Genomic DNA, 13,557 nt, shown 5'->3' on the forward strand with positions numbered 1-13,557 from the left:
TTGGACCGCCAGACCGCCACACCGTCAGACCGCCACACCGTCAGACCGGCCAGACCGCTTCACACCGCCACGTACGCCACCGGCTCGCTCCCCGCCACCGGCTCCGCCCGGCCCTGTTTGACCAGGCGGCGCAGATGGGACTCGGCCTCCGAGACGGCGATGTTCCGGGAGCCGTAGCGGATCTCGGCCCAGGGGCGGTTCCACTCCATGCGCTCGGCCAGCTGCCAGGGCGTGAGCGGCTCGGCGAGCAGCGCGAGCAGGCCGGCCAGGCGCTCCTCGTGATGGGCGAGCAACTCCCGTACCCGGCCCGGCGCGTCGGTGAAGGCGTGCTGGTGTGCGGGGAGGACCTCGGCGGGGGCGAGGCGGCCGATCCGCTCCAGGGAGTCGAGGTAGTCGCCGAGGGGGTCGGTGACGGTCGCGTCGTCGGGGTCCTCGTACAGGCCGATGTGCGGGGTGATCCGCGGGAGGAGGTGATCGCCGCTGAACAGCCGTCCGTGACCCGGCAGCCGATGGTCCGGGTGATCCTCCTCCAGGTGCAGACAGACGTGGCCCGGTGTGTGGCCGGGGGTCCAGATCGCACGCAGTCTGCGGCCGGGCAGGTCGAGGAGCTCGCCGGGGACGATCTCCCGGTCCGGGAGAGCCGGGGAGAGGCCGGGCAGGGTGCGGGGGGTACGGGGTGCGCGGAGCGGCGCCAGGTGTTCCTCGGGCGCGCCTGCCGCCGCGAGCTTGGCGCTCATGTAGCTGAACCAGCGCTCCGGCCGGGCCTCCCGGGTGCGCCGTACGACCGCGGTGTCGGCGGCGTGCATCGCCACCCAGGCGCCGGAGGCCTCGCGCACCCTGGTCGACAGGCCGTGGTGGTCCGGGTGGTGGTGCGTGATGACGACGCCGTACACCTCCGGCACCGCCGTACCGCAGGCGGCCAGTCCCGCCACGAGCGTGTCCCAGGACGCCGGGTCGTCCCACCCGGTGTCGACCAGCACCGGGCCGCGGTCGGTCGCCACGACGTAGACCAGCGTGTGGCCGAGGGGGTTGTCCGGGATGGGCACGGCCACGGACCGCACGCCCCCGCCGTGCTCGAACGTCGTCGCCATCAGCCCTCCGCCCCAGTGCCCGCACCCACGGCCATTGCCCACTATAGCCAGAACTGATTGTGCGTCAGATAAGCGGGACGGTAACACGTGTGGCGGATGCGCCTGGGGCATAGTCCTGTGACACCGAGAGCAAAACCTTGGCCGCTGGTTCATGTCATGATCACAATTGGCTCATCCCTTTCTGGCAGGACCATTGCATGCGAACCATCAGCGTCATCACCGCAGTTCACGACGGCGGCCACCACTTCATCCGTGACACCTATGAATCCCTGCGCGAACAAAAGCTCCCGGACGACTGGCAATGGGAATGGTGCGTGCAGGAAGACGGTGCCTCAGGTGTCCCTGCGAAAAGCCTGCCGGGCGATCCCAGGATCACATTCGGCACGGGACTGCGCGCGCGCACAGCGGTGACACGCACACACGCCCTCGCGCGCGCGAACGGAGAGCTGATCCGGACGCTGGACGCGGATGACGTACTGCTGCCGGGCGCGCTGGAGCGGGACATCGAGACCCTGGAACGCGTCCCGTGGTGCGTGTCCGCCTGCGTCGACCTCCACGAGGACGGGAGCACCGCGCCGGGTCCTTACGACCCTCCGGGCGGCCCCCTGGAGCCCGCACGCTTCTATCGCGAGGTGCTCGAACAGCGTCTGTCCGTTCAGGCGACCACATTCGCCGCTCACCGCCGCCTGGTGCTCGCCCTCGGCGGCTGGCAGGCACTGTCCGGGGCCGAGACGGTTGCTCTGCTCCTGGCCGCGGAAGCCGTGGCACCCGGCGAGTTCATAGCGGAGCCGAGTGTCCTTTATCGCAAGCATCCCGATCAGACGACCGCATCGAAGCGCTACTGGGAGCCGGCTGAAGCAGCCACCCGGACCGACGCGCTCACGCAACGAGCCCGCGTCCTGCGGGAGTCGGGCTGGCAGTGGCCGCAGTAGGCGGACCGGGCTTTGCTCTGGCCTAGTTCAACCGGAACTGATATCAGTCCTGAAACAGCGTCAGAAACGTGCGGTGCGGTGGGAGGCAGTCGGCCATGACCGAGCTCGTGGAACACGGACAGCTGTTCATCGGCGGGGAGTTGACCGACCCCCTGGGCAAGGACGTCATCGAGGTGATCTCCCCGCACACCGAGGAGGTCATCGGCCGGGTGCCGCACGCCTCCCGGCAGGACGTGGACCGGGCGGTGGCGGTGGCGCGCCGCGCCTTCGACGAGGGGCCGTGGCCGCGGGCGACCCTGGAGGAGCGGATCGAGGTCGTCACCCGCATCAAGGACGGCATCGCGGCCCGGCACGAGGAGATCGCCCGGGTGATCTCCGCCCAGAACGGCTCCCCGTATTCCTGGAGCGTCCTCGCCCAGGCGCTCGGCGCGATGATGGTGTGGGACGCCGCGATCAGGGTCGCGCGGGAGTACACGTACGAGGAGCGCCGGGACGGTGTCCTCGGCCCGATCCTCGTCCGCCGCGAGCCGGTCGGTGTGGTCGCCGCCGTGGTCCCCTGGAACGTCCCGCAGTTCGTCGCCGCCGCCAAGCTCGCGCCCGCGCTGCTGGCCGGCTGCACGGTCGTACTGAAGCCGTCCCCGGAGTCCCCGCTCGACGCGTATCTCCTGGGGGAGATCGCACGGGACGCCGGGCTCCCCGAGGGCGTGCTCTCCATCCTGCCCGCCGACCGCGAGGTCGGCGAGTACCTGGTCGGCCACCCCGGCATCGACAAGATCTCCTTCACCGGCTCGGTCGCGGCGGGCAAGCGGGTGATGGAGGTCGCCGCGCGCAACCTCACCCGGGTCACGCTGGAGCTGGGCGGGAAGTCGGCGGCGGTCGTCCTGCCGGACGCGGACGTGCAGACGGCGGTGGCCGGGATCGTACCGGCGGCCTGGATGAACAACGGGCAGGCGTGCGTGGCCCAGACCCGCATCCTCGTCCCGCGCGCCCGCTACGACGAGTTCGCCGACGCCTTCGCGGCCGCCGCGAGCGCGCTGAAGGTCGGCGACCCGCTGGACCCGGCGACCCAGGTCGGCCCGCTGGTGGCCCGCCGTCAGCAGCAGCGCAGCCTCGACTACATCCGGATCGGCCAGGAGGAGGGCGCCAAGGTCCTCACCGGCGGCGGCCGCCCGGCCGGGCTGGCGAACGGCTGGTACGTCGAACCGACCCTCTTCGGAGACGTGGACAACTCCATGCGGATCGCCCGCGAGGAGATCTTCGGCCCGGTGATCTGCCTGCTCCCGTACGGCGACGAGACCGAGGCCGTGAAGATCGCCAACGACTCGGACTACGGCCTGTCCGGCAGCGTATGGACGGCCGACGTCGAGCACGGCATCGACGTGGCGAGGCAGGTCCGCACCGGCACCTACTCGGTCAACACCTTCAGCCTGGACATGCTGGGCCCGTTCGGCGGCTACAAGAACTCCGGACTGGGCCGGGAGTTCGGCCCGGAGGGCTACGGCGCCTACCTCGAGCACAAGATGATCCACCTGCCGGCGGGGGCGTAGGCCATGGGCGACCGCTGGCACGTCGAGGTCGACCGGTCGGTGTGCATCGGCTCGGCCCAGTGCCTCCACCACGCCCCGCACGCCTTCCGCCTCGACTCCGCCCGCCAGTCCCACCCGGTGGAACCGGACACCGACGCCGCCGAACCGGTCCTGGAGGCGGCCGAGAGCTGCCCGGTGGAGGCGATCGTGATCACACTGGTGGGGAGCGGGGAGGCGGTGTTCCCGCCCGAGGAGTAGGCGTGTCCCTGCCTCGGGTTACCCTCCTGCGGTCTCGACGGAACGAGCAGGGGCGGGGAAGCGTGGACAGGTCCGAGGCGGTCGAGCTGATCACGCGGGCGCGGGAGGAGTGGCAGGCCGAGGAGTGGCTGCGGGCGGCCGACCTCTACGAGCGTGTGCTCGCGCACTACCCGGACGAGAATCCGAGCGCGGTGTGGTGGTACGACGCCGCGCTCGCCCACAAGTTCCTGCGCAACTGGGCCAAGGCGTACGAGCTGGGCCGCGAGGCCGCCGCGCGCGCCCCGCGCGGTGAGGGCGACCCGGCGTACTGGAACCTCGGGATCGCGGCCACCATCCAGCGCGACTGGGCGACGGCCCGGGAGGCGTGGGACGGCTTCGGCATCCAACTCCCGGAGGGGGAGGGCGAGATCGTCGGCCGGTTCGGGCAGGCGTGCGTCCGTCTCGACACGGGCGGGGAGCGGGAGGTGGTCTGGATCGACCGGCTGTGCCCGACCCGGGGCCGGGTCGTGAACGTACCGGTGACCGCCGGCCGCCGCTTCGGCGAGATCGTCGTCCACGACGGCGAGCCGAAGGGCCGCCGGGTCGTGGACGGCCGCGAGTACCCCGTCTTCGACGAACTCCTCCTCTTCGAGGCCTCCGACCTGCCGACGTACACGGTCACGGTGAACGCGGGCGAGGCCGCCGACATCGAAGCGCTGGTCGAGCTGTTCGTGGCGCAGGGCTACGGCGCCGAGCCGGCGAGCAGCTTCGAGCTGCTGTGCGCCTGCTGCAGCGAGGGCACGCCGGAGCGACGGCGCAGCGTCCACGGGGGCGCCCAGCAGGTGTCCCTGGCGGCCTCGGAGGAGGAGGCACGGCGGTTGCTGGACCAGTGGGTCACGCAGACGCCTTCGGGACGCGCGTGGAGCGGTTTGGCACCGGCCGGCTGAGGACCGGCCGCGCCGGGCTCGCTCCACGGTGGGTCGCTCAGGTCAGGCGTGCCCGCCCGGCTCGGTCAGGTCGATCAGCCGGCACACCGTCTCGATGTCGATCTTCACCTGCGCGATGGAGGCGCGGCCGGAGAGCCAGGTGATGAGGGCCGAGTGCCAGGTGTGCTCGATGACGCGGACCGCCGAGAGCTGCTCGGGGGTGGGATTCTCCAGGCCCATCGCGTCCAGGATGATCAGGGTGGTCTGGCGGGAGACCTGGTCGACCTCCGGCGAGACGCTGCGGTCGGCGAAGGTCAGGGCGCGGACCATCGCGTCGGCCAGGTGCGGCTCGCGCTGCAGGGCGCGGAACGCCCGCATGAGCGTCTCGGCGACCCGCTCGGCGGCCGTGTCGCCGGCCGGGGGCTTCTTGCGCAGGGTGCCGTGCATGTGCTCCAGCTGGTCCTGCATCGTCGCCACCAGCAGGTGGATCTTGGAGGGGAAGTAGCGGTAGAGGGTGCCGAGCGCCACCTGCGAGGACTCGGCGACCTCGCGCATCTGCACGGCGTCGAAACCGCCCCGGCTGGCCAGCTGGGCGCTCGCGTGCAGGATCCGGCGGCGGCGGGCCTCCTGGCGCTCGGTCAGGGGCGGCGGTGGGGGTCCCCCCGCTCGAGCGAAGCCGAGAGTGGGGGAAGACCTCGAAACACTGGCTTCCGCAGGCATGGGTCCCGTTCCGTGACAGTCGGTGAAGGCGTCTGTGGGGCACGTGATCACACAGCATGGCAGGCGCCGCGCCGTGGCGTGAATCACCTGATCCACTGCTCACAGCGCCCCTACCTGCCGGTAGATTCAGAGCCTCTTGAACGATCAAGTCTGAAACTTGTTCTAGATTAGCGTCCCGACGTAGTCTCGCGGGACAGTGCAGGCAGAAGGGGGCACGGAGTGACCGCTGAGGCCCGTGTGGCGGGCGTCGACGAGGACCCCGCTGCCGACGGCGAGCGACCGCTCGACATCGCGCTCCTCACCTATAAAGGGAACCCGTTCTGCGGCGGCCAGGGTGTCTACGTACGGCATCTCTCGCGTGAGCTGGCCCGGCTCGGACACCGGGTCGAGGTCATCGGCTCGCAGCCGTACCCCGTGCTCGACGAGGGGTGTCCCGGACTCACGCTGACCGAGCTGCCCAGCCTCGACCTCTACCGCCAGCCCGACCCCTTCCGCACCCCCGGGCGGGGCGAGTACCGGGACTGGATCGACGCCCTGGAAGTCGCCACGATGTGGACCGGCGGCTTTCCCGAGCCGCTGACCTTCTCCCTCCGCGCCCGCCGCCATCTGCGTGCCCGGCGCGGCGAGTTCGACGTCGTCCACGACAACCAGACCCTCGGCTACGGGCTGTTGGGGGACATCGGCGCGCCCCTGGTCACCACCATCCACCACCCCATCACCGTCGACCGGCAGCTGGAGCTGGATGCGGCCGAGGGCCGGCGGCGCCGCTACTCGGTGCGCCGCTGGTACGCCTTCACCCGGATGCAGAAGCGCGTCTCGCGCCGGCTGCCCTCGGTCCTCACCGTCTCCGGCAGCTCCCGGCAGGAGATCGTCGACCACCTCGGTGTCCGCGACGACCGCGTGCACGTGGTCCACATCGGCGCCGACACCGATCTGTTCGCGCCGAATCCGGCCGTGCCCGAGGTGCCGGGCCGGATCGTCACCACCTCCAGCGCCGACGTGCCGCTCAAGGGGCTGGTGTTCCTTGTGGAGGCGCTGGCCAAGGTGCGCACCGAGCACCCGGCCGCCCATCTCGTCGTCGTCGGCAAGCGCCCCGAGGAAGGGCCGGTCGTGGCGGCGATCGAGCGGTACGGCCTCGAAGGCGCCGTCGAGTTCGTCAAGGGCATCTCCGACGCCGAGCTGGTCGACCTGATCCGCTCGGCCGAGGTGGCCTGTGTGCCCTCGCTGTACGAGGGCTTCTCGCTGCCCGCCGCCGAGGCCATGGCCACCGGCACCCCGCTGGTCGCCACGACCGGCGGCGCGATCCCCGAGGTCGCCGGCCGCGACGGCGAGACCTGCCTCGCCGTGCCGCCCGGCGACGCGGGTGCGCTGGCCGCCGGGCTCGGCCGGCTGCTGGGGGACGGAGAGCTGCGGGTACGGCTCGGCCGCGCCGGCCGTGAGCGGGTGCTACGGCACTTCACCTGGGCCCGCGCCGCCGAGGGCACGGTGGCCCACTACCGCGAGGCCATCGCCCGCGCCGGCCTCTCCCACGCTCGAACAGGCTCGCCGGGGGGCGCCCCCACCGTCGCCCCGATTCCCGGCCGCTCCGCGGCCCCAGCAAGCGTTGCAGGCGTCTCTTCCGAAAGCAGGGCCACGTGCTGACCGTCGACTTCTCCCGGTTCCCGCTCGCCCCGGGCGACCGAGTCCTGGACCTCGGCTGCGGGGCCGGCCGGCACGCCTTCGAGTGCTACCGGCGCGGCGCCCAGGTCGTGGCCCTGGACCAGAACGGCGAGGAGATCCGCGAGGTCGCGAAGTGGTTCGCGGCGATGAAGGAGGCCGGGGAGGCACCCGAGGGCGCCACCGCCACGGCCATGGAGGGCGACGCGCTCGCCCTTCCCTTCCCGGACGAGTCCTTCGACGTCGTCATCATCTCCGAGGTGATGGAGCACATCCCCGACGACAAGGGCGTGCTCGCCGAGATGGTCCGCGTGCTCAAGCCGGGCGGCCGTATCGCCGTCACCGTGCCGCGCTACGGCCCGGAGAAGGTCTGCTGGGCGCTGTCCGACGCCTACCACGAGGTCGAGGGCGGCCACATCCGCATCTACAAGGCCGACGAACTCGTGGCGAGGATCCGCGAGGCGGGCCTGAAGCCGTACGGCAGCCACCACGCCCACGCGCTGCACTCGCCGTACTGGTGGCTGAAGTGCGCGTTCGGCGTCGACAACGACAAGGCGCTGCCGGTGCGGGCGTACCACAAGCTGCTGGTCTGGGACATCATGAAGAAGCCGCTCGCCACCCGGGTCGCCGAGCAGGCGCTGAACCCGCTGATCGGCAAGAGCTTCGTGGTCTACGCGACCAAGCCGCACCTGCCGCGTCTCACCGAAGAGGCGGCCGCCGAGTGACCACTCCCCGGACAGAACACCTCGTCCTGCCCGGGGTCCTCACCGCCGGGCAGGCCGCCGCGACCGTCCGCGGCATCCTCGCCGTACAGCGGGAGGACGGCGCGATCCCGTGGTTCCGCGGCCATCACCTGGACCCGTGGGACCACACCGAGGCCGCGATGGCCCTGGACGCGGCCGGCGAGCACGAGGCCGCCGAGCGGGCCTACGAGTGGCTGGCCCGGCACCAGAACGAGGACGGCTCCTGGTACGCCGCCTACGCCGACGGCGCCCACGACGAGGTCACCGACCGCGCCCGCGAGTCGAACTTCGTCGCCTACATAGCCGTAGGCGTCTGGCACCACTATCTCTCCACCGGCGACGACACGTTCCTGGACCGCATGTGGCCGTGCGTCTACGCGGCCGTGGAGTGGGTGCTCGCCCTGCAGCAGCCCGGCGGCCAGATCGGCTGGCGCCGCGAGGACGACGGCACGCCCACCGGGGACGCCCTGCTGACCGGCAGCTCCTCGATCCACCACGCGCTGCGCTGCGCGCTCGCCATCGCCGAGCAGCGTGAAGAGCCGCAGCCCGACTGGGAGTTGGCGCTCGGGGGACTCAGGCACGCGATCCGCCGGCACCCGGAGCGCTTCCTCGACAAGAACCGCTACTCGATGGACTGGTACTACCCGGTCCTCGGCGGCGCGCTCACCGGCGAGGAGGCCAGGGCCCGGATAGCGGAGTCCTGGGACCGGTTCGTCGTACCCGACGCCGGCGTGCGCTGCGTGGTCCCCAACCCGTGGGTCACCGGCGGCGAGTCCAGCGAGCTTGCCCTGGCCCTGTGGGCGGTGGGGGAGTCGGACCGCGCCCTGGAGATCCTCCAGTCCATCCAGCACCTGCGCGACCCGGACAGCGGCCTGTACTGGACGGGCTACGTCTTCGAGGACGACGCGATCTGGCCCTGCGAACTGACCACGTGGACGGCCGGCTCCCTGCTCCTCGCCGTCGCGGCGCTGGGCGGCCACGAGGCGACGTGCGCGGTCTTCGGCGGAGAGCATCTGCCGACCGGCCTGGACACCGACTGCTGCGGCTAGCCCGCACGGCTCAGTGCCGGTGTATCCGGTTGGCGATGGCGTGGCCCACGAACAGGTACACCACCGCGGCCAGGCCGTAGCCCGCGACCACCCTCGCCCAGGCCTCGTTGAACGTGAACAGGTCGTGGGACCAGCCCGCCAGCCAGGCGGCGGCGTGGTGGACGAACTGGACCAGGCTGTTGGCACGGTTGGCGTCCAGCAGGTACATCAGGATCCACAGGCCGAGGATCACCGCCATGACGTCGGCGACGACCGCGATGACCGTCCCGGCCTGATTGGCACCGTTACGATATCGAGGGGACATACCTTCCGGATTGCCGGGCGGCGAGCGGTGAAACCCGAACGGCTGCGCCCGAGTGGCGTACCCGGCCGTCCCGGGTGAGGCTGCCGGAGGAAGCAGTCCGCTCGGGGAGGACACGTCCGGAGGACCCCGTGCCCGTACCGATACGGCGCCTCGTGGTGGCGCTCACGCTGACCTGCGCCCTGCTGGCCGGTTCCACCGCCTGCGGCAGCAGCGAGAAGACCAGTACGAAGGACACCGCGGCGGTCCAGGCCGCACCCGCCGCCGACACCCCCAGCCCGACCCCCAGCCCGACCACCTCCGCCGAACGGCAGAAGTTCGCCAAGGCCCGGTTCGTGGCGAACGCGGGCCTCGCGGCGGGCGCGACCTACCAGTGGATCGTGAAGCCCTGGAAGGCGGGCAAGTTCAAGAAGGGCGCCCACGGCCGCAAGATGACCCTGGTCAAGGCCGGTCTGGCCGGCGCGTTCACCTACAACCGGCTCAAGGCGGCCGTCCGCAACGCCCAGGGCGACCCCTTGCTGTCCAAGGCGCTCGCCCCGCTCAGCGCCGCCGTCGAAGGCCTGAAGAACCTGCCGTCCAAGCTCCGCAGCGGCGACGGTAACGCAGCCAACGCCTTCAACGACGTCATCAACAAGGTCAAGGACGCGGGCAGCAGCGCCGACGCCCCGGTGAAGAACCAGGTGCCCTCGCCGTCCCAGCTGTCCCAGGGCGGCTAGGAGTTCAGCTCCGCCAGCACCCTGAGGCTGTGCGGGTCCGGTGACAGGGCCAGCAGGTCCGTCACCGGGCCGGTGCGCCACAACTCCAGCCGCTCGGCGATGCGTTCACGCGGTCCGACCAGCGAGATCTCGTCGGCGAAGGCGTCCGGCACGGCCAGCACGGCCTCCTCCCGCCGCCCGGCCAGGAACAGCTCCTGGATCCGCCGGGCCTCCTTCTCGTACCCCATGCGCGCCATGAGGTCGGCGTGGAAGTTGCGGGAGGAGTGGCCCATGCCGCCGATGTAGAAGCCGAGCATGGCCTTCACGGGCAGCAGCCCCTCGGCCACGTCGTCGCACACCTTCACCCGGGCCATCGGCGCCACCAGGAACCCCTCCGGCAGCTCGTGCACCACGTCCCCGTACACCTCCGGCCGGCTCGGCGCCCAGTACAGCGGCAGCCAGCCGTCGGCGACCCGGACGGTCTGGGCCACGTTCTTCGGGCCCTCGGCGCCGAGCAGCACGGGCAGGTCCGGACGCAGCGGATGGGTGATGGACTTCAGCGGCCTGCCGAGCCCGGTGCCGTCCGGTCCCCGGTACGGCAGCGGATGGAACCGCCCGCCGGACGCCACCGGCGCCTCCCGCCGCAGCACCTGCCGTACGACGTCCACGTACTCCCGGGTCGCGGTCAGCGGCGACTTCGGGAACGGGCGGCCGTACCAGCCCTCCACCACCTGCGGCCCGGACAGCCCGAGCCCGAGCATCACCCGCCCGCCGGAGAGGTGGTCCAGGGTGAGCGCGTGCATCGCGGTGGTGGCCGGCGAGCGGGCGGCCATCTGGGCAACGGCCGTCCCCAGCCGGATCCTTGAGGTCTGTGCGGCGATCCAGGTCAGCGGGGTGAAGGCGTCCGAGCCCCAGGACTCCGCCGTCCACACCGAGTGGTACCCGAGCCGCTCCGCCTCCCGGGCGAGCGGCACATGACCGGCGTCCGGGCCGCGTCCCCAGTAGCCGAGTGCGAGACCGAGCCGCATGCGCCTGCCTCCTGACGGACCGTCAGTTCACTGCCGGGAGGCGACTGTACGACAACGGCCCCCCGCCCGGAAGGGCGAGGGGCCGTGCGCGACGCCGTGCGGCGCTCAGCCGCGCTGGATGCCGGAGGTGTCCTGGAGCACACCGCGGCGACCGTCCTGGGTCTGCGCGACCAGCGCGGCACCGCGCTGCTCGACGGCCAGGTACCAGGTGCCCGGCGCCAGTTCGGCGATCGGGGTCGGCGAACCGTCCTCGGCGAACAGCGGACGGGTCACCGGCACGGCGAACCAGAACGGCGAGAAGTCCCCGGCGGGCGGCTGCGCGGCCGCCGGAGCACCCTGCGGGGCAGGCTGCTGCCCGAACGGCTGACCCGGCTGCGGCTGGGCCCCGTACGGCTGGCCCGGCTGCGGCTGGGCACCCGGGTAGCCGTAACCACCGGGCGGCTGGGCGCCGTAGGGCTGCGGGGCGACCGGCTTGGGGGCCGGGAGGAGGGCGGCCTGCAGCGGCGGGGAGAGCGGGGTGGCGATGGCGGCACCCGCGAGAACCAGAGCGGCGATGAGACCGAGGATGAGACCGGCGCCGGCGTCCACGCCGTCGGGCACGTCGATCAGTGTCCACAGCAGCGCCCAGGCCGCCAGGACCGGGAACGCGGCGCCGACCTGTCCGAGGTCGAGCCCGAGCACCTTGCGGGGCTGCGGCTGGCAGCGGTTGACGACGATGAGGACGGCACCGATCACCGCGCCCATGTAGATGCCCAGGCCCGTACCCAGGCTGTCCCACGCGTTCCGGCTCTCGCTGGTGCCGAAGCCGGAGAAGCTCTCGAAAGTGAGGAACGACGCGATGAACAGCACCACCGCTGCTCCGATCACCACGCCGTCGCCTCTAGTGAGGGAGCGGATATTCACTTCAGGTCCTTCGTAGGTCGTCTCGTCGTCGCTAGACACTACCGTCCGCAAGATCCGGCTGTCCGGTCGGTTCCGCCCGTCGGTCACGAACCGCGCAGGAAACTCACGATTCCCTCAGAGATCCCTTGCGCGGCCTTCTGCCGCCAGGCGCCGCTGGTCAGCAGTGCCGCGTCCTTGCTATCGCGCATGTTGCCGCACTCGATGAACACCTTCGGAACCGTTGACAGATTGAGACCGCCCAGGTCCGTACGTGCGACGAGACCGGTACCGTTCCCGAGGTAGTTGGACGGCGGCTCCCCGGTGTCGCGCACGAAGTTCCCGGCGATGCGCACCCCGAGGTCGTGCGAGGGCCCGACGATCGGCCGGGTGTCGGCGGCACCGGCGTGCACGGAGCCCGGCAGGATGACATGGAAGCCGCGGTTGCCCTCCGCCGAACCGTCGGCGTGGATGGAGATCGCCGCGTCGGCGTGGGCGTCGTTGCCGATCCGGGCCCGCTCGTCCACGCACGGCCCCCAGGCCGGGCTGTCGCCGTCGCGGGTCAGCTTCACCGTGGCGCCCTGCTTCTCCAGCAGCGTGCGCAGCCGGTGGGCGACGTCCAGGGTGAAACGGGCCTCGGTGTACCCGTCGTTGGTGGACGTCCCGGTGGTGTCGCACTCCTTGACGTTCGTGCCGATGTCCACCTTGCGGTTGATCTCGGCCGTGTGCTGGAAGTTGCCCTGGTTGTGCCCGGCGTCGATGACGACGACCTTGCCCTTGAGCGGGCCGGACGCGGAACCCGCCGATGGCTGCTTGCCGTCGTCCGTCGCGGAGGCGGAAGGGGAAGCAGGGCGACCGGACGGGGAGGGCGCGGCGGAGGTACCGGACGCCGGAGCGGTGGAGGCCGTACGGTCCGTGCCGCCGCTGCCGGCACCGCCGCCCACCTCCTCGTACACCACCCAGCCGAGCAGCGCACCGGGCACCAGCGCGGCGAGCGCCACGGTCAGCGGGCCGCGCCGGGGCCGGCGCGGCTGCGGGGGATCGAACTCCGGGCCTAGGTACGACACGTCTGCGACTTTAACCGGGGCCTCAGATCCCCGCGTCCGTTCGTCGCAGGACGCGCAGGGAGCCGGTCACCGAGACCTCCGTGAACGCCCCGGACCCAAGTGCCCGCAGGTACACGTGGTACGGCGCCTGCCCGGTGAACTCGTCCTCGAGCTCCGGGAAGACGTCGTGGATGACCAGCAGTCCGCCATCGGCCACATGGGGCGCCCAGCCCTCGTAGTCGGCGCCCGCGTGCTCGTCGGTGTGCCCGCCGTCGACGAAGACGAGACCGAGCGGGGAGTTCCAGATGGCCGCGATCTGAGGCGAGCGACCCACGAGGGCGACCACGTGCTCCTCCAGACCCGCCTTGAACAGCGTCCGCCGGAAGGTCGGCAGGGTGTCCATCAGCCCGACCTCGGGGTCGACGGTCTCGGGGTCGTGGTAGTCCCACCCGGGCTGCTGCTCCTCACTGCCCCGGTGATGATCGACGGTCAGCGCGGTGACCCCCGCCCCCCGGGCGGCGTCGGCGAGCAGCACGGTGGACCGCCCGCAGTACGTCCCGACCTCCAGCAACGGCAGCCCCAGCCGCCCCGCCTCCACCGCGGCCTCGTACAACGCCAGCCCCTCGTCCACGGGCATGAACCCCTTGGCCGCCTCGAACGCGGCCAGGATCTCGGGCTTGGGGGCGGCGGTCATAGGGGGCCTCTCGGTCGTACGACTGTTCCAGGGG

At 71.7% G+C, this 13,557-nt stretch carries 15 protein-coding genes; 8 read left to right on the forward strand and 7 right to left on the reverse strand.

What is annotated here, in order from left to right:
- Positions 1-59 precede the first annotated feature (59 nt).
- Entirely contained in the window at positions 60-1,091 is a 1,032-nt protein-coding gene (locus ACWGJ5_RS10905) for an MBL fold metallo-hydrolase (protein WP_453309408.1), read from the reverse strand.
- Positions 1,092-1,228: 137 nt separating this feature from the next.
- On the opposite strand from ACWGJ5_RS10905, the gene ACWGJ5_RS10910 reads away from it, so the two are divergent.
- The 4 genes from ACWGJ5_RS10910 (at position 1,229) to ACWGJ5_RS10925 (ending at position 4,733) form a co-directional block, all read left to right on the forward strand.
- Positions 1,229-2,023, forward strand: coding sequence for a glycosyltransferase family 2 protein (locus ACWGJ5_RS10910; protein WP_453309409.1), 795 nt, complete (start codon positions 1,229-1,231; stop codon positions 2,021-2,023).
- A gap of 95 nt (positions 2,024-2,118) precedes the next feature.
- A complete protein-coding gene (locus ACWGJ5_RS10915) occupies positions 2,119-3,570 on the forward strand; it encodes an aldehyde dehydrogenase (RefSeq protein ID WP_453309410.1) in 1,452 nt (483 codons plus the stop codon).
- A gap of 3 nt (positions 3,571-3,573) precedes the next feature.
- On the forward strand, positions 3,574-3,807 hold the full coding sequence (locus ACWGJ5_RS10920; RefSeq protein WP_228620044.1) for a ferredoxin: 234 nt from the start codon (positions 3,574-3,576) through the stop codon (positions 3,805-3,807).
- 62 nt (positions 3,808-3,869) lie between these two features.
- Complete coding sequence (locus ACWGJ5_RS10925) at positions 3,870-4,733, forward strand: tetratricopeptide repeat protein (RefSeq protein WP_453309411.1); 864 nt, start codon at positions 3,870-3,872, stop codon at positions 4,731-4,733.
- Between the two features lie 42 nt (positions 4,734-4,775).
- Here the strand turns inward: ACWGJ5_RS10925 and ACWGJ5_RS10930 are convergent, their stop codons facing one another.
- Positions 4,776-5,432 carry a TetR family transcriptional regulator gene (locus ACWGJ5_RS10930; protein WP_453309412.1) on the reverse strand — a complete coding sequence of 219 codons (657 nt, stop codon included), beginning with the start codon at positions 5,430-5,432 and terminating at the stop codon, positions 4,776-4,778.
- A gap of 219 nt (positions 5,433-5,651) precedes the next feature.
- Here ACWGJ5_RS10930 and ACWGJ5_RS10935 point away from each other — a divergent pair, with 219 nt between their 5' ends.
- The 3 genes from ACWGJ5_RS10935 to ACWGJ5_RS10945 are packed head-to-tail and all read left to right on the forward strand — an operon-like array spanning position 5,652 to position 8,880.
- Entirely contained in the window at positions 5,652-7,073 is a 1,422-nt protein-coding gene (locus ACWGJ5_RS10935) for a glycosyltransferase family 4 protein (RefSeq protein ID WP_453309413.1), read from the forward strand.
- Positions 7,067-7,813 (forward strand): class I SAM-dependent methyltransferase, encoded by a 747-nt coding sequence (locus tag ACWGJ5_RS10940; protein WP_228620035.1) that lies wholly within the window; start codon positions 7,067-7,069, stop codon positions 7,811-7,813. The genes ACWGJ5_RS10935 and ACWGJ5_RS10940 overlap by 7 nt, the downstream gene beginning before the upstream one ends.
- The gene (locus ACWGJ5_RS10945; RefSeq protein WP_453309414.1) at positions 7,810-8,880 is read left to right on the forward strand and encodes a prenyltransferase/squalene oxidase repeat-containing protein; all 1,071 of its coding nucleotides are present in this window, start codon (positions 7,810-7,812) and stop codon (positions 8,878-8,880) included. Before ACWGJ5_RS10940 ends, ACWGJ5_RS10945 begins: the two co-directional genes overlap by 4 nt.
- Positions 8,881-8,890: 10 nt before the next feature.
- On the opposite strand, the gene ACWGJ5_RS10950 is transcribed toward ACWGJ5_RS10945, so the two are convergent.
- A complete protein-coding gene (locus ACWGJ5_RS10950) occupies positions 8,891-9,184 on the reverse strand; it encodes a hypothetical protein (RefSeq protein WP_228620031.1) in 294 nt (97 codons plus the stop codon).
- Between the two features lie 128 nt (positions 9,185-9,312).
- Here ACWGJ5_RS10950 and ACWGJ5_RS10955 point away from each other — a divergent pair, with 128 nt between their 5' ends.
- On the forward strand, positions 9,313-9,897 hold the full coding sequence (locus ACWGJ5_RS10955; RefSeq protein ID WP_453309415.1) for a hypothetical protein: 585 nt from the start codon (positions 9,313-9,315) through the stop codon (positions 9,895-9,897).
- Here the strand turns inward: ACWGJ5_RS10955 and ACWGJ5_RS10960 are convergent.
- From ACWGJ5_RS10960 to ACWGJ5_RS10975, 4 genes are all read right to left on the reverse strand, one after another.
- A complete protein-coding gene (locus ACWGJ5_RS10960) occupies positions 9,894-10,904 on the reverse strand; it encodes an LLM class F420-dependent oxidoreductase (protein ID WP_453309416.1) in 1,011 nt (336 codons plus the stop codon). The two genes, ACWGJ5_RS10955 and ACWGJ5_RS10960, sit on opposite strands and share 4 nt — an antisense overlap.
- A 105-nt stretch (positions 10,905-11,009) precedes the next feature.
- The gene (locus ACWGJ5_RS10965; RefSeq protein WP_453309417.1) at positions 11,010-11,807 is read right to left on the reverse strand and encodes a hypothetical protein; all 798 of its coding nucleotides are present in this window, start codon (positions 11,805-11,807) and stop codon (positions 11,010-11,012) included.
- 83 nt (positions 11,808-11,890) lie between these two features.
- Positions 11,891-12,850, reverse strand: coding sequence for an N-acetylmuramoyl-L-alanine amidase (locus ACWGJ5_RS10970; protein WP_453309418.1), 960 nt, complete (start codon positions 12,848-12,850; stop codon positions 11,891-11,893).
- Between the two features lie 22 nt (positions 12,851-12,872).
- Positions 12,873-13,523, reverse strand: coding sequence for a class I SAM-dependent methyltransferase (locus ACWGJ5_RS10975; protein WP_453309419.1), 651 nt, complete (start codon positions 13,521-13,523; stop codon positions 12,873-12,875).
- Positions 13,524-13,557: the final 34 nt, after the last annotated feature.

The organism is Streptomyces sp. NPDC054783 (assembly GCF_053611725.1).